The sequence below is a fragment of the Roseburia sp. MSJ-14 genome (genome assembly GCF_018918225.1).
Lineage (GTDB): Bacteria > Bacillota > Clostridia > Lachnospirales > Lachnospiraceae > Petralouisia.
In genome coordinates this window covers 125,854-146,164 of record NZ_JAHLQD010000050.1, presented here as the reverse complement: position 1 = coordinate 146,164, position 20,311 = coordinate 125,854, and the positions used below count along the sequence as shown (strand labels likewise).

At 39.6% G+C, this 20,311-nt stretch carries 18 protein-coding genes; 15 read left to right on the top strand and 3 right to left on the bottom strand.

Annotated elements, in window-relative coordinates; genetic code table 11:
• The first annotated feature begins 63 nt into the window (after nucleotides 1-63).
• The 5 genes from KQI83_RS14105 to KQI83_RS14085 all read left to right on the top strand — a co-directional run bounded on the left by KQI83_RS14105 (nucleotide 64) and on the right by KQI83_RS14085 (nucleotide 6,137).
• Complete coding sequence (locus KQI83_RS14105) at nucleotides 64-753, top strand: hypothetical protein (protein WP_216559406.1); 690 nt, start codon at nucleotides 64-66, stop codon at nucleotides 751-753.
• 4 nt (nucleotides 754-757) lie between these two features.
• Nucleotides 758-1,504, top strand: a complete 747-nt coding sequence (locus tag KQI83_RS14100; protein WP_216559404.1) for a hypothetical protein — start codon at nucleotides 758-760, stop codon at nucleotides 1,502-1,504.
• Nucleotides 1,505-1,635: 131 nt separating this feature from the next.
• Entirely contained in the window at nucleotides 1,636-2,406 is a 771-nt protein-coding gene (locus KQI83_RS14095) for a hypothetical protein (RefSeq protein ID WP_216559402.1), read from the top strand.
• Between the two features lie 9 nt (nucleotides 2,407-2,415).
• Nucleotides 2,416-4,170 carry an ABC transporter ATP-binding protein gene (locus KQI83_RS14090; protein WP_216559400.1) on the top strand — a complete coding sequence of 585 codons (1,755 nt, stop codon included), beginning with the start codon at nucleotides 2,416-2,418 and terminating at the stop codon, nucleotides 4,168-4,170.
• Complete coding sequence (locus tag KQI83_RS14085; RefSeq protein WP_216559398.1) at nucleotides 4,167-6,137, top strand: ABC transporter ATP-binding protein; 1,971 nt, start codon at nucleotides 4,167-4,169, stop codon at nucleotides 6,135-6,137. The genes KQI83_RS14090 and KQI83_RS14085 overlap by 4 nt, the downstream gene beginning before the upstream one ends.
• Before the next feature lie 3 nt (nucleotides 6,138-6,140).
• Here the strand turns inward: KQI83_RS14085 and KQI83_RS14080 are convergent, their stop codons facing one another.
• Nucleotides 6,141-6,740, bottom strand: coding sequence for a dipicolinate synthase subunit B (locus tag KQI83_RS14080; RefSeq protein WP_216559395.1), 600 nt, complete (start codon nucleotides 6,738-6,740; stop codon nucleotides 6,141-6,143).
• Nucleotides 6,730-7,599 carry a dipicolinate synthase subunit DpsA gene (locus KQI83_RS14075; protein WP_216559393.1) on the bottom strand — a complete coding sequence of 290 codons (870 nt, stop codon included), beginning with the start codon at nucleotides 7,597-7,599 and terminating at the stop codon, nucleotides 6,730-6,732. Before KQI83_RS14075 ends, KQI83_RS14080 begins: the two co-directional genes overlap by 11 nt.
• Nucleotides 7,600-7,768: 169 nt before the next feature.
• On the opposite strand from KQI83_RS14075, the gene KQI83_RS14070 reads away from it, so the two are divergent.
• From KQI83_RS14070 to KQI83_RS14055, 4 genes are read left to right on the top strand one after another with little or no spacing between them, the layout of a single operon-like run.
• Nucleotides 7,769-8,230: a LytR/AlgR family response regulator transcription factor gene (locus KQI83_RS14070; RefSeq protein ID WP_216559391.1), complete on the top strand. Its 462-nt coding sequence runs from the start codon at nucleotides 7,769-7,771 to the stop codon at nucleotides 8,228-8,230.
• Nucleotides 8,227-8,937, top strand: a complete 711-nt coding sequence (locus KQI83_RS14065; protein ID WP_216559389.1) for a LiaF transmembrane domain-containing protein — start codon at nucleotides 8,227-8,229, stop codon at nucleotides 8,935-8,937. The genes KQI83_RS14070 and KQI83_RS14065 overlap by 4 nt, the downstream gene beginning before the upstream one ends.
• A 14-nt stretch (nucleotides 8,938-8,951) precedes the next feature.
• Nucleotides 8,952-9,332: a DUF3783 domain-containing protein gene (locus tag KQI83_RS14060; protein ID WP_216559387.1), complete on the top strand. Its 381-nt coding sequence runs from the start codon at nucleotides 8,952-8,954 to the stop codon at nucleotides 9,330-9,332.
• Between the two features lie 2 nt (nucleotides 9,333-9,334).
• Nucleotides 9,335-10,777 (top strand): deoxyguanosinetriphosphate triphosphohydrolase, encoded by a 1,443-nt coding sequence (locus KQI83_RS14055; RefSeq protein WP_216559385.1) that lies wholly within the window; start codon nucleotides 9,335-9,337, stop codon nucleotides 10,775-10,777.
• Here the strand turns inward: KQI83_RS14055 and KQI83_RS14050 are convergent.
• Entirely contained in the window at nucleotides 10,774-13,524 is a 2,751-nt protein-coding gene (locus KQI83_RS14050; RefSeq protein WP_216559383.1) for a glycoside hydrolase family 3 protein, read from the bottom strand. The genes KQI83_RS14055 and KQI83_RS14050 overlap by 4 nt on opposite strands.
• 134 nt (nucleotides 13,525-13,658) lie before the next feature.
• Here KQI83_RS14050 and KQI83_RS14045 point away from each other — a divergent pair, with 134 nt between their 5' ends.
• The 6 genes from KQI83_RS14045 to ptsP all read left to right on the top strand — a co-directional run bounded on the left by KQI83_RS14045 (nucleotide 13,659) and on the right by ptsP (nucleotide 20,195).
• Nucleotides 13,659-14,561 (top strand): helix-turn-helix transcriptional regulator, encoded by a 903-nt coding sequence (locus KQI83_RS14045; protein ID WP_216559381.1) that lies wholly within the window; start codon nucleotides 13,659-13,661, stop codon nucleotides 14,559-14,561.
• 125 nt (nucleotides 14,562-14,686) lie between these two features.
• Nucleotides 14,687-15,451, top strand: a complete 765-nt coding sequence (locus KQI83_RS14040) for a DeoR/GlpR family DNA-binding transcription regulator (protein ID WP_216559379.1) — start codon at nucleotides 14,687-14,689, stop codon at nucleotides 15,449-15,451.
• A gap of 3 nt (nucleotides 15,452-15,454) precedes the next feature.
• Nucleotides 15,455-16,357 (top strand): 1-phosphofructokinase, encoded by a 903-nt coding sequence (gene pfkB / locus KQI83_RS14035; RefSeq protein ID WP_216559377.1) that lies wholly within the window; start codon nucleotides 15,455-15,457, stop codon nucleotides 16,355-16,357.
• A 21-nt stretch (nucleotides 16,358-16,378) separates the two neighbouring features.
• Entirely contained in the window at nucleotides 16,379-18,277 is a 1,899-nt protein-coding gene (locus KQI83_RS14030) for a PTS fructose transporter subunit IIABC (RefSeq protein ID WP_216559375.1), read from the top strand.
• A 6-nt stretch (nucleotides 18,278-18,283) separates the two neighbouring features.
• The gene (locus KQI83_RS14025; protein ID WP_216559373.1) at nucleotides 18,284-18,541 is read left to right on the top strand and encodes an HPr family phosphocarrier protein; all 258 of its coding nucleotides are present in this window, start codon (nucleotides 18,284-18,286) and stop codon (nucleotides 18,539-18,541) included.
• A 25-nt stretch (nucleotides 18,542-18,566) separates the two neighbouring features.
• A complete protein-coding gene (gene ptsP, locus KQI83_RS14020) occupies nucleotides 18,567-20,195 on the top strand; it encodes a phosphoenolpyruvate--protein phosphotransferase (RefSeq protein ID WP_216559371.1) in 1,629 nt (542 codons plus the stop codon).
• Nucleotides 20,196-20,311: the final 116 nt, after the last annotated feature.

Sequence of the window (20,311 nt, the reverse complement as noted above, 5' to 3'; positions counted from 1 at the left end):
TATATGTTAATCTATTTTTGTATTTACATGAGTAGCGAATTAATGAGAATGGGATGGTTAAATATGGAAGATTTAGAACAGCTAAAACGTATTTTATCTTATGAGAAAGAAATGGTACAAAGTAGAATTACGGAGATAAATAAAGAACTTGCTGAAGTAGGTAATGTGCAAAAGACCATAATTATAAAGAAAATCAGTGGAAAATGTTATTATTATAATCAGTGGATGGAAAATAAAAAACTCCGGTGTAAATCATTAGGACCGGTAGCCCCCGGAGTAATCGCAGATTTTGAACAAAAAATTCTTAAAAAAAATGAGTTGGAAGAAGAACTCAATATCAAAAAGGGATTATTGTCCTATCTTGAAGAAACTCTAACACGAATTACTCATGAAATAAATAGTAGCAGGAAAATTATAAATAACTACACATTTGAAGTTTATTGGAAGGATGAGATTACAGCAAGAGTCTATGTAAAAGAGCATGATGTTACTGTTTCAAGATTTACAGACCATCCCCTAAAGCAGATTTTTGCACAAAAGAAAATGACAAGGTATCAGTTGAATCGTATTTTAGAATTAAGGTGTTGGGAGCGAGACAGAGCAGATATCAATGAGCTGTTAGAAAACATTGGATTGCAGGAGTACAATCCGCAGGAAATTGTCAGAAAGACCCATGGAGTATCTTTTAATGATTATATATGGATACGTTTTCCGGGTGAAAAATTGACAAGTAAAGATGTTTTAGTGAGGTAATATTATGTTTTCGGAGAAAATTTCAAAGGAATATATAGTAAAGCAACAAGGAACCAGTGAGGGAACACAGATAAAATATAAAAAGGGAGATTATTGGTACAAAAAAGATAAAAGTGGATGCGAAGGATTGGTGGAGTACTTAGTTTCAAATTTTTTAGGATACACCAATTTAAATGCAGAGGAATATGTGGTGTATGAGTATGGTACTATCAATGGGGAAAAAGGGTGTCGAAGTAAAAATTTTTTAAAGAGTAATGAAGAATTGATAACACTATATCGGTTATATTTTAATGAATATGGAAGAGACTTGTCGCAGGTGATAAATGAAATGGATGAGATGGAAGACCGCATTGATTATGTGATTCGTTTTGTGGAAAAAAGCTGTGGCATAAATATTTTTGAATATCTGAAAAAGGTACTGACAGTGGATATGATTATTTTAAATGAAGACAGGCATTTGAATAATCTGGCACTTATTTTTGATGGAAATGCTTTTAAACCTTCTCCGATTTTTGATAATGGCTTATCTTTACTCACAGGAAATCGAAGTGTTAATTGGAAATTCCCGGTTAGTGATAATGTAAAGCGCGTGGTTGCAAGACCATTTTCCGGTTCCCATGAAAAAATGGTAGAGTATTTTGGCAAAGGATTAGAAATTGATGCAGAAAGTGCTTTATCATGGTTGAATACTCAGAAATGGACGCGGGAAAGAGAAGTACTTGAGTATCAGATAAACAAATACTGCCAATAGTTTACATGGAAAAGTATCCCAGATTATGATAAAATTAGGACATGTTTTAACAAAATGAGGAATACAATAATTTTGAAACTTTATATAGAAATTTAGAAAAATAGAATAGATAGAATCTTTAGGAGGAAAATATGTTAGACAAGATTGCATTTATGGAGACACTTCATTCGGTACAGGAGGTGGCAAGAACCTCTCTGACCCCATTAACGAAAGAAGAAATACAAACTTATTTCAAGGATATGGAACTAACCAAAGAACAGGAAGATATGGTATATCAATATCTGTTACATCCACAGGAAGAACAGCCGGCAGAGGTGGAAAATGAAGCAGAAACAGAGACAACTGAGACAGAGGAAAAGAAGGAAGAAAATACAGCAGAGCCCAAGCCGGTGTCTGCCCGTTTTCAAATGTACTTAGATGAGCTTGGAGATATTCCTAATCTTACGAAAGAGCAGGAACAGAGCTTATATGACCGTTTGGCAGCAGGAGAAGAGAGCGTTATTGCAGAGCTTTCCCATCAGTGGCTGAAAAAAGTAGTAGAGATTGCATCAGCATACGAAGTAGAGGATGTACTGTTGGACGATATGGTACAAGAGGGAAATATCGGATTGCTTATGGGATTACAGTCTTTAGCAGGCAAAAAGGAAGCAGAACCGGAAAAGGTATTGGAACAAATGGTTCGAACAGCCATTGAAGGATATGTAGACGAAGAAAGTGGAGAAGGGGAACAGGAAAACTCCATTCTTGCAAAAGTAAGCTTAGTACATGAAGCAAAAGAAGCACTTGCAAAGGAACTTGGAATGGAGCCTTCCATTCGTCAACTTGCAGAGTATACCAAAATTTCAGAGGAAGAAATATCAGATATAGTATCTCTTGCAAAGGAAGTAAAACAAGGAGAATAGGATTAGAAAATGAGTTCTTTTTCATTTATTTTTCAATATATCAAACAGCATAAAAAGCAATATATTGCGGGAATTATCACGTTGTTTGTGGTGGATTTTGCCAATCTGTTTATTCCGAAAATTACAGGAATGGTGACAGATGGACTAACGGCGCATACCTTGGATATGCAAGGGGTAGCCCGGTATATTGTTGAGATTCTTCTGGTAGGCGCAGTCATTGCCATCGGAAGATTTTTGTGGAGATACTTTTTGTTCGGAGCTTCTCGAAATATCGAGCGAGAAGTACGAAATGGAATGTTTGAACATTTGGAAAAAATGAGCGTGGAATACTACAACGAACATAAAACAGGAGACTTGATGACACGTTTTACCAGTGACTTGAATGCAGTTCGTATGGCAATTGGCCCTGCTGTGATATCAGCCTTTGATGCTTCTGTAATGGCAGTTATGGTAGTCTGTCAGATGATGTTTTATGTTAGTGTAAAACTTACTTTGCTTGCGATTATTCCTATGCTCTTTATTTCGGCAGGTGAACTTTATTATGGGAAAATAATGAAAAAACGTTTTTTAGAACGTCAGGAGGCAGTGTCAGACCTGACAGATTTCGTGCAGGAAAGTTTTTCCGGTGTAAGAGTAATTAAAGCATTTGTACGGGAAAAAGCAGAATGTGCAGCGTTTCGTCGTTCCAATTATCGGGCAAAAGAAAAGAACTTAGAAGTAGTAAAACTTCAGGCGGTGGTGATGCCACTATTGGATGTGATTATAGGAGTCAGCAGTTTGATCACGTTGTTGTATGGCGGTTATCTGGCGTTGATAGGAGAAATTACCCTGGGACGTTTTGTCGCCTTTAATCAGTATATCGGTATGCTGGTATGGCCAATGCTTGCCTGTGGAGATGCGATTACCATGTTTTCACAGGGCGGTGCGTCATTAAAGCGTATACAGGAAGTATTTGAAGAAAAACCAGAGATATTTGACCGAGAAGAAGTAGAGCCGGTGGAAAGGATTCGTGGCGATATTACCTTTGACCATTTGACATTTATTCATCGCGGACACAGTGAACCAACGTTAAAGGATATTTGCCTTAAGGTGGAAGCAGGAACCACTCTTGCAATCATCGGAAGAACCGGAAATGGAAAAACTACATTAGTGAATTTGCTGTTACATCTTTATAATACAAAGCCGGGGATGATACTGATTGATGGCAGAGATATTAATACCATTCCATTAAAAACCTTGCGAGAAAATATTGCCTATGTGCCACAGGATAATTTTTTGTTTTCCAATACCTTAAAGTCTAACATTGCTTTTGGAGTAGAAGAGGAGGATATGGAACAGATTACACGGGCGACACAGGCAGCATGTATACACGAGAATATTGTTTCTTTTCCGGATGGATATGAGACAATCGTGGGAGAGCGTGGTGTTACCTTGTCAGGCGGACAAAAGCAGCGAAGTTCTATTGCAAGAGCCTTGATGAAAGATGCTCCGATTTTAATTTTAGACGATGCATTGTCGGCAGTAGATACGGATACCGAAGAACATATTTTGAAAAATCTCAAAGAGAATCGAAAGGGAAAGACAACCATTCTCATTGCGCATCGTATTTCTACCATTCAAAATGCGGACAAGATTCTGGTATTAGATGAAGGAGAAGCCAAGGAATGTGGAACGCATCGGGAATTGATGGAGCTTCATGGAATTTATCGTGATATGTTTGAAAAGCAGCAGTTAGAAGCAGCATTTGAAGGAGGCAATGTATGAAACGACTATTAAAATACTTAAAGCCTCATAAGTGGACCATGACAATAGCTACAGTACTGGTGTTATTTATTATTGGAATTGAGCTGTATCGCCCTATCATTATTGGTGATGCTATTGATGATTATATTAACGGCTACTATCAGCCTTATGTAGAAACTACGCAGGAAGCGGCAGGGGCGGTATCTTATGGAGAAATTTGGCTTACAAGAAATATTTCCGGTAGCCCTAAAGAGTACTACCAAATCATGCTCTATCAGAATCACTATTATATGGCAGAGCATTTAACAGAAAAACAATGTGAGAAGTTGAAAAACGGTAACGCTAAGGAAATCAAAGAGCAATTAGAAGCAGGAGCACAGGAGCTTGATAAGTCCCAGTTAAGGGAACTGAGAAAATACGATTTTTCCGGAATTTTAAAGGCAGCAGCCTTGTACTTGCTTGTATTATTGTTGGGATTTGTGCTCAATGTGGCGGATACATGGATGCTTCAAAAAATGGGACAGGATATTATTTTTAAAATGCGAGAAGAAGTGTTTGAGCATATCCACAGCTTGTCATTAAACTTTTTCAATACCACTCCGGTAGGAAAATTAGTTACTCGTGTGTCAAACGATACAGAGGCGGTAAATGACTTGTTTTCCACCATTTTGGTAAAGCTCTTTAAAAACACAGTGAAAATCATTGGATTTGCAGTAGTCATGCTTTCAATCAACGTGAAAATGGCACTGTTTTCCTTTGTTATGTTACCATTAGTGACGGGCTTAACCTTCTTTTTCCGCCATATGTCCAGAGTGGCATATCGCATTACCAGAAATAAAATTACAGAACTGAATACATTTTTGTCAGAGCATATTTCCGGTATGAAGTTGATACAGATATTTGCCAAAGAGAAGGAAAAATATCAGGAATTTGAACAAAAGAGCATGGAGCTGTATCAGGCAAACTGGCGGGAAGTGATGACATTTGCAGTCTTTCGACCATCTATTTACTTTTTGTCTGTGATTGCAACAGTAATTGTAATCGGTTCAGGAAGTTACTTTGTGCTTTCCGGTACACTGTCACTTGGAACCTTGTTTGTATTTATCAGTTATATCAGTTCTTTTTTTGAACCAATTCAGGAATTGGCAGAACAGTTTGGAACATTGCAGTCTTCCTTAGCTTCCGGGGAAAAAATCTTCTCTATTTTAGAAGAGAAGCCTCAGATTGTAACTCCGGTACAGCCAAGAGAAGTAAATATTCAGGGAAAAATTGAGTTTCGCCATGTGTGGTTTGCTTATGAAAAAGAGGACTATATTTTAAAAGATGTCAGCTTTGTCATTGAGCCGGGAGAGAAAGTGGCATTTGTGGGAGCAACCGGAGCGGGAAAATCTTCCATTTTGAATCTGATTGGACGGTATTTTGACATTCAGAAAGGGGAAATTCTCATTGATGGTGTGAATATTCAGGAAATAGATACGGATGTGTTGCGTCGTGCTATTGGACAGGTGCAGCAGGATGTGTTTATTTTTACGGGAGATATTAAGAGTAATATTTCTCTGCATAACCCGGCAATTTCCAAAGAAGATGTAATACAGGCTGCCAGAACGGTACATGCAGACTCTTTTATTGAAAAATTGCCACAAAAGTATGACGAGCCGGTAACAGAGCGAGGAAGTACTTTGTCTGCCGGACAAAGACAGTTACTTTCCTTTGCCAGAACACTGGCATATCAACCGGCAATTTTAGTGTTGGATGAGGCAACCGCCAATATTGATACGGAAACAGAAAGCTTGATTACCCAGGCATTAGAAACCCTGATGGAAGGAAGAACCACCATTATGGTGGCTCATCGACTTTCCACCATCCAGCATGCAGATAAAATATTGGTAATGCATAAAGGCGAGGTTATGGAGTCGGGTTCTCATCAGGAATTGCTAGCAAAGGACGGCATGTATAAAAAACTGTATGATTTGCAGTTGGTAGAGTAGAAGTTAAGACGTATGGGGACTTCGGATAACCGGTTGAATTTGCTGATAATTAAAGGCAAATGCAATCGTTTCCGGTAGAAGTTCCGTAAAAGCAGTCATAGAGTTGGGTTTTGCCTTGTAATTGTCCTGGCCAAAAGGAACAAAGTAAATGTTCTTGGTGTTCAGTAAAATACCAATATTTTTCAAGTTCATTCCCAGTGCATCATTGGTAGAAAGGGAAATAACCAGCGGGCGGTTATTGCGAAGGTGTGACTTGGCAGCCATTAGGACTGGTGTATCGGAAATGCCGTTTGCCAGTTTGGAAAGGGTGTTTCCGGTACAAGGGGCGATAACCATAATATCCATAAGACCTTTTGGACCAATGGGTTCTGCCTGTGGAATGGTAGTGATAGGAGTATTTCCGGTTAACTCCTTAGCGTGTACTAAAAACTCTTCGCTGGTGCCGAAACGGGAATTTAGTGTAGCCGCATGTTCAGAAAAAACAGGGAGCAGGTTGGCACCGGTTCGTTTTAAATCCTCTAAAGCGTGAAATATTTTTTCGTAAGTACAAAAAGAACCGGTAAATCCGATTCCAATGGATTTTCCTTTAAAATTATAAACCATGATTTATCATCCTTTCTATGGCTTTGCCGGCAATGATACCTGCGGTTTTGGGGTGGAACTTTCCCGGAAGTCCCGGCAGGCGAAAATAGGGGATAGCGAACTGGGAACTAACATCATTTGAAAAACCAAAAGGCGCAGAGGCAATGTCAAAAATATGACAATCTCCCGGAAGTAACGCTAAATCTTCGTTGGTTAATATCTGTTGTGGAATGGTATTGATGACTAAGTTACACCGGGGTAAAATAGTCTTTTTTTCTTTTTCCGAAAGGGCGAGAAGGCCATGTTCTTCTGCCTGAAGTTGTTTGGAAATTTCCCGCTCTAATACATAGATGCCGGATTCAAAGGTGGAAAATAATGTACCGATAGCAGCACCGCAATACCCATAGCCCAGTAACAGAATACGGGTATTTTCCAGAGAAAAGGGAGTGTAGCGGATGACTTCGGATAGTAACCCTTCTGCTGTCAATCTTGCATTTTCGGTGGCAAATCGGGAAGAATCCGAAAGGGCGTAGAGTTTGCAATCTGCATTTTCAAATTGTTCCTGAAAAATATTTGGCATACCATTGTGAAAAATCACCATGGGGTGAGAAAGCATGCCGGACAATTGGGATATAGGAATCGGTGGAACAGATGAACTTTTCTGAAACAGATGTGTGTTGTCCTTAGAAAAAGGAGTAGGCATAAAAAGCGCATCTGTATGTAGTGCCTGTTCCAGAGAAGCCGCAAGCTGTATATTGCTCTGATAAGGAAAATCCGGTGTCCCAAAGCAGGTGACCACATAGCCACAGGAGTTTAGATATTCAGCGGTGTAAGCGTGGCGAAGATCCCCGCCAAGAAGCGTAATCTGTGATATTGCCATAAGAGGCCTCCCAAAGGTATCGTCTTGGTATACTATGCGAAAGATTTCAAAGAGTGAGCACTTTGGGGAAGAAAAACTTACCTGTTAGTTTCAAAAACAAACCCCTTAGTCATTTTCTATTTACATCTATAGGAGGCTTGCTATAATGGTTTCATGGGAGGAACGAGTGATGAAAGTTAGAATTGAGATTGAAGAAGAATTACAGGAAGATGAAGTGGTAATCCGTTGTAGCAGGATGGATGAACAGATTATAAATATCCAGGCAGCTATTCTGGAGCAGACCAGAGGAAAACAACAGATTTCTTTGAAAAATGGTGATACAGAGTATTATCTGCCATTACAAGATATTTTGTTTTTTGAAACAGAAAATAAAACGGTATTTGCTCATACCAGAGAGAAAATGCTAGAAACAGAATATAAGCTGTATGAATTAGAAGAATTACTTCCCGGTTCTTTTATGCGAATCTCTAAATCAGCCATTGTCAATCTTGATCCTATTTATTCCATTACCCGTAATTTGACAGCCTCCAGTGTGGTGGAATTTGTGCACAGCCATAAACAAATTTATGTATCCAGAAATTATTATAAACCGCTGGTGGAAAGACTGGCAGAAAAGAGGAAAAAGTTATGAAAAGAGGAAAAAATATTTTTTGGGGGATTGCATTGATTCTTTGTGCAGTGTTTATTGTTGTAAGTAAGCTGGGATATTTTCAGGGAATCGGAATTTTTACCGTAATATTTACCATTGCAGTAGCAGCAGGTTTGATTGACAGTGTAGCACATAGAAGTTTTGGTGGAATTTTGTTTTGTTTGGCATTTTTAGGAATCCTTTATGACAAGCAGCTTGGGATTGAAGCACTTACCCCATGGCCCATTTTAGGAGTGGCATTGTTGGGAACAATCGGACTTAATATGATTTTCAAATCAAAAAAAAAGAACTGGAAATATGAAAAAAACTTTGAGTGGAACAACGAAAGTTATCAGGAAATCATCGATGAAGAAAGTGATGAATGGGTACGATGCGAAGTAAGTTTTAATTCAGCTACCAAATATATTAATAGTACCAGTTTTAAAAGGGCAGAATTAGAGTGCAGTTTTGGAAGTTTAATGGTGTATTTTGACAATGCCATTTTAGCAGGCGGAAAAGGTGTAGTAAACTTAGAGACATCTTTCGGTGAAATGAAACTTTATATTCCAAAGTCATGGAAAGTTGTTACGAATCTGGATTGTGCATTTGGTGGTTTTAAAGAACATGGAACTTGTTCCAGAAGTGATGAAAATATCCTTATGATTAGTGGAGAGGTATCTTTTGGAGGATTGGACATTTACTATATTTAAAGAAGGGAGTATCTATGAGAGAAGTCATATTGCTATTTAATTTTACCGAGAAAGAGAAGCGGAATAAAGTCACAAGGGCCTTATTCCCTTTGCGTATAAAAATAAAAGAAATAGAAAAGAAGGATTACCTTAATTCCATAGGCTATTTAGCGGGAAATAAAGAACTGTCAGCAGTGGAAGAAGTATATACCGGAGAAGAATTAGAAGGAGAAATGTTGGTAATGGCGGGACTTTCCAGTGCCAGAATAGATCAGGTATTAAAGGCATTGCGTAAGTCGGGAGCAGGAAATATTCCTTATAAAGCATCGCTAACTCCTACCAATCAACATTGGAATGTAAGAAAGCTTTTTGAAGAAATCAAGGAAGAACATGAGCGGATGCATAAGGAGGAATAAAGATGGAATGGAAACAATTGCTTTGCGATGATCGAGTTCGCAACTTTAGAAAGAACGGTTCAAATGATTTGCGTTCCGAATATGAAAAGGATTATCATCGTATTATCGGAAGTGCATCTTTTCGCCGACTTCAGGATAAAACACAGGTGTTCCCCTTGGATAAAAGTGACTTTATCAGAACCAGACTTACCCATTCGTTAGAAGTTTCTTCTTTTGGAAAGTCTTTGGGGCAGAATATTAGTCAGAGGATTTTAAAGGAAGAAAAGGATGCAGGCTTTTTACCGGAATATCAGGGGTATATCTGTGAAATTTTACAGTGTGCAGGCTTATTACATGATATTGGAAATCCACCCTTCGGACATTTTGGAGAATCCGCCATTCGAGAATGGTTTTTTATAAATCTTCCGAAAAAAACGGTGCAATTGCCTGGAATGAAACAGGCACAACCGATTAGTGAAGTGTTAAATGAACAGATGCAGCAGGATTTTTATCACTTTGAAGGTAATACTCAGGCACTTCGATTGGTGACAAAGCTTCACTATCTGGTAGATGAAAACGGAATGAATCTTACCAAGGCATTACTTGGAACCATTATCAAATATCCGGTATCTTCACTGGAAATAAAAGCTACACCACACATTAAGAATAAAAAAATGGGCTATTACTATGCGGAACGAGAGTTGTTCAAGGACTTGCAGGAAAGTCTGGGAACCAATGGAAATCGTCATCCGCTGGCATTTGTGTTAGAGGCGGCAGATGATATTGCCTATAAAACAGCAGATATTGAAGATGCGGTGAAAAAAGGCTGTATTACTTATGAACAATTAGTAGAAGAATTGGAGCTTGCCCAGGAAAAGATTCCAGAGGGAAGATGGAAGGAAAGCTTCCACAAAATGGTAGATAAACTGCAATATTATTATGGGAAAGCCAAGAAGCGTGAATTGCAAAATGCTAAGAGCAATGCAGTACAAAACTGGGTGATTTATGTACAAGGCTGGATGATAAAAGCGGCAACAGATTGCTTTATCTGGCATTATAACGAGATTATGGATGGCAGTTATGGAGCAAACGGTGAGGATTTGTTTTCCAGTACAGAAGGAGCATACATGATGGAAACATTAGGGGATATTGCATTTCGCTATGCATTCCAGATAAAACCTATTTTGAAGTTAGAGATTGCAGCCCAGTCCATATTTGACTTTTTGTTAGATAAGTTTATTGATGCTGCCATCTATTTTGACACAGAACGAAAATTAACAGATGTGCAGAAAAAAATGATGTCGTTGGTTTCAGATAATTATATTGCAATTTACCGTCACTTTGCCGCAGGAGCAGCAGAGGATGAAAAGCTGTACCTGCGACTGTTGTTAGTAACGGATCATATTTGTGGCATGACAGACAGTTATGCCAAACGTCTATATCAGGAGTTAAAGGGCATTGACTAAATCTGTTTTAAAATAAATTGGTCAATTTCAATTCCGGCTTTCATAATTTGTAGTGATAATTGATAGCAACCCTTTCCAAAAGTGGCGCGGGAGAGTTCCTGGGTAACCCAGAGGTCTTTCGTGCCATTTGTCTGTAAAGTGGCAAGTAAAGAGTCATTTAAAAGGATATTGGTAGTGCTCTGTGCCATATCAGAACCATGAGCAACAAAGTGTGCCTGTACGGAGTAGGTGCCGGCTTCTAAAAGCTGGAAGTTACAAGGGGCATCTTTGGTGCAGTGCAAGGTTACACAGCCGTTTTCCAATGGAACAGGAGCAAATTCATGGGAAGGTGCTAAGGCATCAAAGTGCATATACTGTCCTTCATTAGAATCCACGCGGGCAAAAGCAGGGGTATGAATTAAAAAGCGACAGATATTCATAGCACAGCGTTGGAGTTCGCCAATGGTTAAAGTGCCATTTTCCAAAGCCTCTAGGGTATTGTCCTCATTTCCGTTGGTTGCAGCACCATTATTTGGAACAACCATATATAAATCGTTTTGTGCACGAACCATGGCGGCAGTGTTTTTAAGAGTAGCTTTTCCGCCTGAAACCGTATCATTCATGGTTGACCACCAGTCGGTCATAACAATTCCATCATATCCCCATTCATTTCTCAAAATCGTAGTATTTAAGTCATAGTTAGAGGCTGCCCAGTGTCCGTTTACCGGATTATAGGAGGTCATGATGGAAGAAGCATGCCCTTCTTTTACCGTCATTTCAAATCCTTTTAAATAAATTTCACGAAGTGCACGTTCAGATACCACGGAATCTACAACAGAACGAGCAGTTTCCTGATTATTTCCACAGAAATGTTTTACTGTACCGGTAGAACCACCGGCTTCAATTCCCTTAGTCACAGCACATGCCATAACTCCCGTTAAGTAAGGGTCTTCTGAAAAGTATTCAAAGTTTCTGCCATTCAAAGGATTACGGTGGATGTTAATACCCGGTCCAAGAAGAGAATCTACTCGATTTTCCACCAGTTCCTTTCCTTCTAATTGGTAAAGTTCTTCCACTAATGGCACATTAAAGGTACAAGCAAGTAGTGTACCGATAGGCATTTGGGTAGCCATTTGTCCGCTTTCCATACGGATTCCGGAAGGACCGTCTGCACAGCAGGCAATTGGAAGTCCAAGGGCGAAAAGTTCATCTGTAACTCCGCCAAATGCAGAAGCGGTGCCCGGTGTTACCTTTGGGCTGCTCATACCTTCCCCGCGAACCAGGGCAGCCAATTCTTTCTTGGTAAACTGTGCAACAAAGGTTTCCATAGATGTTTTACCGGAAGCAACGTCTTTTAAAGTAAGATTCCGGTTTCCTGTTTGAGGAAGTGTCTTAGGTAAAGCATGTTCAATTCGTTCTTTTAACGAAATGCTCTGCAAAGGAACCGGTTCATATTCGGTAGAAAATACACCATTTCCATTGGCGGTACCTGGTTTTAAACGGGTAAATTCCTGTGTAGGTGCCAATGCTTCTTCTAATTCTTCCACTACCACAAGGGAGAAAAGTGTGAGAGCAGTTGGAGCTTTTGTTACATTGCGAATACTATTTCCAACATAAAACTCATAGGTACCGGCTTCTAAAACATAGCAGGATTTGTGCCCTGTAATGCCACTGTCATCATAAGAAGCCATTTGTTTCAGTGGAAAACTTATGGTAAGGGTTTGAGATTCGCCAGGCTTCAAAATGTTAGTCTTAGCAAATCCGCCAAGCACTTTTACCGCCTTTCCAAGGAGTCCCTGGGGTGCGCTGTAATATGCCTGAACAACTTCTTTTCCGTCGCAGTCTCCGGTATTTGTTACTTTTACAGTAAGCTCAACCGAACCGTCCGGGGCAGAACCGGAAAGGCTGGCAGAAAGAATTTCTGTGGAAAAGTCTGTGTAGGAAAGACCATAACCGAATTCATACATTACCTTGTCCGGTGCAAAGGTTTCAAAGTAACGATATCCAACATAAATATCTTCCTGATAAAAGTTTACCTTTTTATCGCCAAAATTAGCAGAAGACGGATAGTCGGCAAGCGTGTAAGCAATGGTATCACTTAATTTTCCACAAGGAGTTACCGCACCGGAAAGGACATCTCCCACGGCAAGTCCCCCTTCCATTCCACCATGCCAAATATACATAATAGAAGAAATGGGATGTTTGTAGGAAGAATCGTTAATCCAATTCATATCAATGATATTTGCAACATTTAATAGTACGGCAACCTTGGAAAAATGTGCGGTAACTGTCTGTAACATTTGTAATTCTTCTTGGGTAAGGCGATAACTGCCCTCTACATCTGCATTGTCATGGTCTTCTCCGGCAGTTCTTCCGATAATCACCAATGCTTTAGAAGAAACAGAAGCTGCATTTGCAGCGAGATCATGGGAAATAGGCATTTCCTGCTGATTCCAAGGCTCGGCAGCCCAACCTCCGCCACCGTCATCAAAAGGATGATTTTTCAGCCAGGCTTCATAAGTTTCTACTAAAGATTCATTGACGGAAATGTGATTTTCACGCAAACCATCTAAGATGTTGGTGCGGTAAGGAACGTGAACGGCACCACCGGAGCCTGTTCCGCTTTTATAATATTCTAACTGGCAACGGCCAAAGACGGAAACCGTATCGTCGGTAAGGAATGGAAGTACATGGTTTTCGTTTTTTAAAAGTACGGCTCCTTCAGCAGCAGCAGTACGGCAAAGCTGTGCAAATGTTGTATGATTCATGGTAAAAACCTCCTTAATAGCTGTTGTTTCTTGCGTTTTATTTCTTACTTTTAACCAAAGTATAGCCGAATCAAGTCAAAGATGATATAATTTTTTTATACAAAAATACGAAAAATTTGTCATAAGGAGAAAACATGAATTATTTAGAGGAAAAGCAGGCATATATCGATGGGGTACGATGTGAGTACTTATGCCATATGCAGGAGTGTGAAGAAGTGGGAAATGTATTTCCGGCACATTATCATTATTATATAGAATTGCTTTATGGAGTTTCCGGAGAGTTTCAGGTATTGTTAGGAGGGCAGTATCATAAATTTGGCAGTGGTGACATGGTATTGATTAATTCACGAGAAGTACATCAGATAGATGCACGTTCCAAAACAGGCGGAAAATATGTGGTAGTTCGTTTTTTACCGGAATTAATTTATAACAGTATTTCATCCAATCATTTTGAAATGAAATACATGTTGCCCTTTGTAACGGAAAACAGCTCCAATCAAAAAGTAATACCGGCAAAAGCACTTGTAGAAACAGAAATCCCTCATCTGTTTTTTGAAATTATACAAGAGGAATCAGACAAGAAATACGGGTATGAGCTGGCAATAAAAAATCATATCGGAAGAATATTCTTGTGGATACTTCGTTATTGGAATGCCAATGAAAAAGAGGTTTATGAGGAAAATGCAGGAGACCGGAATCTGCGCAATCAACTGCAATCAGTCCTACAATATGTATCGGAGCGGTATGTAGAAGATATAAAAGCAGAAGAAATGTCAAAACTTTGTCATATGAGTTACAGTTATTTTTCCAGAAGTTTTCATCGGATTATGAAAATGAACTTTCGGGAATATCTCAATCATATTCGGATTGCAGCAGCAGAGCAGATGCTGGTGTCCACTACACTTTCAATCACGGAAATTGGGGCAGAGGTGGGATTTGCAACTACCAGCTATTTTATTAAGATGTTTCAAAAATATAAGCATATCACACCGAAACAATTTCGGAAATTAATTACCCAGGAGAATAGAGTTAAGTAAAAGCGCACAAAATATGTGTGCTTTTTTTGTGAAGTATTTTGATTGAAAATGACGGGAAATGATGATATTATTTAGATACAATCAAAAGCAGTCAAAAACAATCAAAATCAGTAAGAGGTGTAAGGATGCTGTTAGAGAAAAGATTAGAACAAATACTAAAACTGGTAGAACAAAATGGAAGTGTTTCGGTCCAGGAACTGACGGAATTGTTAGGTGCTTCAGAATCAACCATAAGACGTGACTTAACATTGTTGTCAGAAGAAGGAAGAGTAAACAAGGTACATGGAGGAGCTACTGCCATCAATTCTTATTATGATAAGGATGAAGATGTGGAATCTCGAAAAAACCTAAATAAAGAAGAAAAAATAGAAATTGCCAAATATGCAGCATCTCTTATACAGCCCAATGATTTAGTGTATTTGGATGCAGGAACTACCACAGAAAGAGTCATTGACTTTATTACAGAACGTAACGCAGTTTATGTTACCAATGCAATCAGTCATGCCAAGAAGTTGGTAGAAGCAGGATGTGAAGCTCATATCCTGGGCGGCAGATTTAAACTTGCAACAGAAGCCATTGTAGGGAATGAAACGATTGCAGATTTGGAAAGATATAATTTTACCATAGGTTTTATCGGAACGAATGGGGTGAGCCGTCAATCCGGATTTTCCACACCGGATATTACCGAAGCCATGGTAAAAAGAAAAGCAATCATGCAATGCAGAAGACCTTATATTCTGTGTGATGCAGAAAAGTTTAATCAAATATCACCAATCACTTTTGCAGCATTTGAAGATGCTACCATATTAACAACAGAAGTAAGAGGTAGTGCCTTTAAAGGAGCAAAAAACATTATTGAGATTAACAAAAAAGGAAAAGAAAGGAGATAGCATATGATATACACCGTTACATTTAATCCATGTCTTGATTATATCGTAAGTGTAGATGATTTCACACTGGGAAGAGTAAATCGAACCACCAAAGAACTGGTATACCCCGGTGGAAAAGGAATCAATGTTTCCCTGGTACTAAAGAATCTCGGAATGGAAAGTACCGCCCTTGGGTTTACCGCAGGATTTACCGGAACCGAGATTGAACAGGCGTTACAGCGTTGGGGATGCTATACAGATTTTATCCGGGTGGAAGACGGAATGTCCAGAATCAACATCAAGCTTCGTTCCAATGAAGAAAGTGAGATTAACGGTCAGGGACCAAAGATTTCCAAAGAAGCACTGGAACAATTATATGAGAAACTAGATGCTATGACTTCCGAAGATGTGCTGGTACTGGCTGGAAGTATTCCGGGAAGTATGCCGGATTCCAGTTATGAACTGATTATGGAGCGGGTGGCTGCAAAGAATATGAAGGTAGCAGTAGATGCCACAGGAGATTTACTGGTAAATGTATTAAAATATCATCCGTTTTTGATTAAACCAAACAATCATGAATTAGAGGAAATTTTTCACACACCAATGGACAGTAACGATACAATTATTGTACACGCCAAGAAGTTACAGCAAATGGGGGCGAAAAATGTTTTGATTTCTATGGCGGGAGATGGAGCGATACTGGTATCCGAAGATGGAGAAGTAAGACAGAGCCCGGCACCAAAGGGTAAGGTAGTAAATTCTGTGGGAGCAGGAGATTCCATGGTAGCGGGATTTTTAACAGGATATCTCACCACAGGAAATTATGGAGAAGCATTTCGTATGGGAATAGCAACCGGAAGTGCAAGCGCATTTTCCGAACGGTTGGCAACGAAACCAGAAGTAGAAGAGATATTAAAAAAACTATAAAATGTTAAGGAGGGAACAGCCATGAAGATTACGGATTTACTCATGAGCGAAGGAATTGAGCTGAATGGAAAGGCTCAAACAAAGGCAGAAGCTATTGAAAAAATGGTAGACCTTATGGCAGCTACCGGAAAGCTTACCGACAAGGAAGCTTACAAAGCACAGGTAATGAAAAGAGAAGAAGAGGGAACCACAGGAACAGGAGAAGGGATTGCGATTCCTCATGGAAAATGTGATGCAGTGAAAGCACCGGGACTGGCAGCAATGGTACTTCCTGACGGTGTGGATTACGATTCACTGGATGGTGAGCCGGTAGATTTGATTTTCTTAATTGCAGCACCGAATACCAAAGACAATGTACATCTGGATGTGCTCAGCCGTTTATCTGTATTATTGATGGACGAGGATTTTACCGCTAAGCTTCGCAGTGCAAAAACAAAAGAAGATTTTTTGAAATATGTAGACGAGGCAGAACGGGAAAAACTGGCAGAAGAGGATGCAAAACAAAATGTAGTGGGATGCAAAATTCTTGCAGTTACAGCATGCCCTACCGGAATTGCTCATACTTATATGGCAGCAGAGTCTTTGGAGAAAAAAGCAAAGGAATTGGGGCATAGTATTAAGGTGGAAACCAGAGGTTCCGGCGGAGCCAAAAATGTGCTGACAGAGGAAGAAATAGCAGCAGCCGATTGTATCATCATATGTGCAGATACCAACGTGCCAATGGAACGTTTTGATGGAAAGAAAGTAATTATTCGTCAGGTTTCAGATGGAATCAATAAGGCAGAAGAATTACTTCGTCAGGCGCAAAGCGGAGAAGTAGAAGTGTACCATTCCGGAAGCAAAGCAGTAAAACAGGAAAGTACTTCCGGAAAAGAAAGTACTGGACATAAGATTTACAAGCACTTGATGAATGGAGTTTCACATATGCTTCCATTCGTAGTAGGCGGCGGTATTTTGATTGCCATTGCATTTTTGATTGATGGTATGAGCGTAGACTTGGCAGCACTTGCTCCGGATGAAAGAGCAAACTTTGGTACCATTACACCGATTGCAGCTATGTTTAAGAGCATTGGTGGAACCGCATTCGGATTTATGCTTCCGATTCTGGCAGGATTTATTGCAATGAGTATTGCAGACCGTCCGGGCCTGGTAGTGGGATTTGTAGGTGGTGCAATTGCAGCAAATGGAAAGAGTGGTTTCCTTGGCGCATTGGTAGCAGGATTTTTAGCAGGATATCTCATCATTGGTATGAAGAAACTGTTTGAAAAACTACCGGAAAGCTTAGATGGTATCAAAACCGTATTGCTGTATCCTTTGTTTGGTGTATTCATCATTGGAGTAGTTATGACGTATGTGGTAGAACCTCCAATTGGAGCATTAAATACCCTGTTGAACAATGGACTTTCCAGTATGAACGGTGCAAGCTCCATTGTATTGGGATTGATTTTAGGAGCAATGATGGCAGCAGACTTAGGTGGACCGATCAATAAGGCAGCCTATGTATTTGGAACAGCATCTATTGCGGCAGGAAATTACAATATCATGGCAGCAGTTATGATTGGCGGTATGGTTCCACCATGTGCCATTGCATTAGCAACCTTGTTATTTAAAAAGAAATTTACCGCAGAAGAAAGAAAATCAGGTCCGACAAACTTTATTATGGGACTGTCCTTTATTTCCGAAGGAGCCATTCCATTTGCAGCTTCCGATCCATTGCATGTATTACCGGCTTTGATTGTAGGTTCCGGAGTTGCAGGAGCAATATCCATGGCATTTAATTGTACATTGATGGCACCACACGGTGGAATTTTCGTATTCCCGGTAGTTGGAAATACTATGATGTATGTAGTATCATTAGTAGTAGGAACAATTATTAGTGCAGTATTATTAGGTATCTTAAAAAAAGACGTAAAGGAGTAGAAGAATATGAAAACATTTAATTACACAATCACAGATCCAGAAGGAATCCACGCTAGACCAGCAGGATTATTAGTAAAAGAAGTTGCAAAATTTGCAGGAAAAGTAACAATTGAAAAAGCAGGAAGAGAAGTAGATGCCAAAAGAATTATGGGTGTTATGAGTCTGGGGGCTAAGAATGGCGAAACTGTCACCATAAAAGTAGAAGGTGAAGGAGAAGAACAGGCAGCACAGGATTTAGAGGCATTCTTCAAAGAAAATCTGTAGTGAGGGATAAGAAAGGAGTTCTCTAATGTTGAAATTCAATGGAACCAGCGTATTTGGTGGAATCGCAATTGGAAGCTTGTGTATTTTTCAGAAAAAAGAAAATAAAGTTGAACGTCGGCAGATAGAGGATGCCGCGCAGGAAGTACAAAGATTTGAGAAAGCAAAGGAAACAGGAATCTCTCAGTTAAAAAAATTGTATGACAAAGCATTGAAAGATGTGGGCGAAGCAGAAGCCATGATTTTTGAAGTGCATCAGATGATGATGGATGACGGAGATTATGTAGATTCTATCTGCAATATGATTACCGAAGAACATGTAAATGCAGAATATGCGGTGTCACAGGTGCGTGATCGATTTGCAGCAATGTTTGAAGCGATGGATGATGACTACATGAGAGGACGTGCGGCGGATATTCGGGATATCTCCCAACGCCTGATAGAGATATTATCCGGAACACAACAGGCAATGGATATGTTTCAAGAACCGGTTGTTGTTGTAGCACAGGACTTAGCACCAAGTGAAACGGTGCAGTTTGAAAAGGATAAGCTGTTGGCCATTGTCACAAGAGAAGGCTCCGCAAATTCCCATACAGCAATTTTAGCAAGAACTATGGATATTCCGGCATTGATTCAGACCGATATTGAAATGAAGCCAGAGTATAACAGGAAAAAAGTAATCGTAGACGGTTTCACAGGAACCGTCTATGTAGACCCGGATGCAGAGACACTCAAGTTTATGGAAGAAAAGCTGGCAAAGTGCCAGGAAGAAAAACAACTTTTGCAGCAGTTAAAAGGCAAAGAAGATGTGACAGCAGATGGAAGAAAGATAAAACTCTACGCCAATATAGGAAATCCAAAGGATGTAGAGAGCGTATTGCAAAATGATGCAAGAGGAATCGGATTATTCCGAAGTGAATTCCTGTACTTAGAAAGCAGTGATTTTCCAACAGAAGAAGAACAGTTTCAGGCATATAAAACGGTAGCAGAGAAAATGGAAGGGAAAAAGGTTATTATCCGTACTCTGGATATTGGAGCAGATAAAACGGTAGACTATTTTGGACTGGAGCAGGAAGAAAATCCGGCTATGGGATATCGTGCAATTCGTATTTGCCTTACACAGCCGGAAATTTTCAAAACGCAGTTGCGAGCTTTGTATCGTGCTTCTGCTTACGGAGAGATTGCCATTATGTTTCCGATGATTACTTCCGTAGAAGAAGTAAGGGAAATCAAGGGCATTGTAGAAGGAGTAAAGGAAGAGTTGAAAAAACAGGAAATTCCATTTAAGGAAGTAGAGCTTGGAATAATGATTGAAACACCGGCGGCAGCCATGGTAAGCGATGATCTGGCAAAGGAAGTAGACTTCTTTAGTATCGGAACCAACGATTTAACACAATATACCCTTGCCATTGACCGTCAGAATGCAAAGCTTGGACATTTCTATCAGCCACATCATAAGGCAATTTTGCGGATGATTGAGATAGTAGTAAAAAATGCCCATGCAGCAGGTATCTGGGCAGGTATTTGTGGAGAATTAGGAGCTGATTTGGAGTTGACAGAGACCTTTGTAAAAATGGGTGTGGATGAATTGTCAGTTTCTCCTTCCATGGTGTTAAAAGTAAGAAAAAATATTCGGGAAGCAAAGACCGAAGCATAGAAAAAAGGTATAAGAAAAATGGCTGGATACCGTAAGGTGTTCAGCCATAAATTTTTGCTGAAAAAATAGTAGGCACAGAGCAGAAAATGTGGTATACTTTCAAAGAATGTAATGCG

Bases quoted from the DNA above. Each gene is read 5' to 3' on its own strand.
- KQI83_RS14105 (WP_216559406.1), top strand. From the start codon at position 64: ATGGAAGATTTAGAACAGCTAAAACGTATTTTATCTTATGAGAAAGAA.
- KQI83_RS14100 (WP_216559404.1), top strand. From the start codon at position 758: ATGTTTTCGGAGAAAATTTCAAAGGAATATATAGTAAAGCAACAAGGA.
- KQI83_RS14095 (WP_216559402.1), top strand. From the start codon at position 1,636: ATGTTAGACAAGATTGCATTTATGGAGACACTTCATTCGGTACAGGAG.
- KQI83_RS14090 (WP_216559400.1), top strand. From the start codon at position 2,416: ATGAGTTCTTTTTCATTTATTTTTCAATATATCAAACAGCATAAAAAG.
- KQI83_RS14085 (WP_216559398.1), top strand. From the start codon at position 4,167: ATGAAACGACTATTAAAATACTTAAAGCCTCATAAGTGGACCATGACA.
- KQI83_RS14080 (WP_216559395.1), bottom strand. From the start codon at position 6,740: ATGGTTTATAATTTTAAAGGAAAATCCATTGGAATCGGATTTACCGGT.
- KQI83_RS14075 (WP_216559393.1), bottom strand. From the start codon at position 7,599: ATGGCAATATCACAGATTACGCTTCTTGGCGGGGATCTTCGCCACGCT.
- KQI83_RS14070 (WP_216559391.1), top strand. From the start codon at position 7,769: ATGAAAGTTAGAATTGAGATTGAAGAAGAATTACAGGAAGATGAAGTG.
- KQI83_RS14065 (WP_216559389.1), top strand. From the start codon at position 8,227: ATGAAAAGAGGAAAAAATATTTTTTGGGGGATTGCATTGATTCTTTGT.
- KQI83_RS14060 (WP_216559387.1), top strand. From the start codon at position 8,952: ATGAGAGAAGTCATATTGCTATTTAATTTTACCGAGAAAGAGAAGCGG.
- KQI83_RS14055 (WP_216559385.1), top strand. From the start codon at position 9,335: ATGGAATGGAAACAATTGCTTTGCGATGATCGAGTTCGCAACTTTAGA.
- KQI83_RS14050 (WP_216559383.1), bottom strand. From the start codon at position 13,524: ATGAATCATACAACATTTGCACAGCTTTGCCGTACTGCTGCTGCTGAA.
- KQI83_RS14045 (WP_216559381.1), top strand. From the start codon at position 13,659: ATGAATTATTTAGAGGAAAAGCAGGCATATATCGATGGGGTACGATGT.
- KQI83_RS14040 (WP_216559379.1), top strand. From the start codon at position 14,687: ATGCTGTTAGAGAAAAGATTAGAACAAATACTAAAACTGGTAGAACAA.
- pfkB (WP_216559377.1), top strand. From the start codon at position 15,455: ATGATATACACCGTTACATTTAATCCATGTCTTGATTATATCGTAAGT.
- KQI83_RS14030 (WP_216559375.1), top strand. From the start codon at position 16,379: ATGAAGATTACGGATTTACTCATGAGCGAAGGAATTGAGCTGAATGGA.
- KQI83_RS14025 (WP_216559373.1), top strand. From the start codon at position 18,284: ATGAAAACATTTAATTACACAATCACAGATCCAGAAGGAATCCACGCT.
- ptsP (WP_216559371.1), top strand. From the start codon at position 18,567: ATGTTGAAATTCAATGGAACCAGCGTATTTGGTGGAATCGCAATTGGA.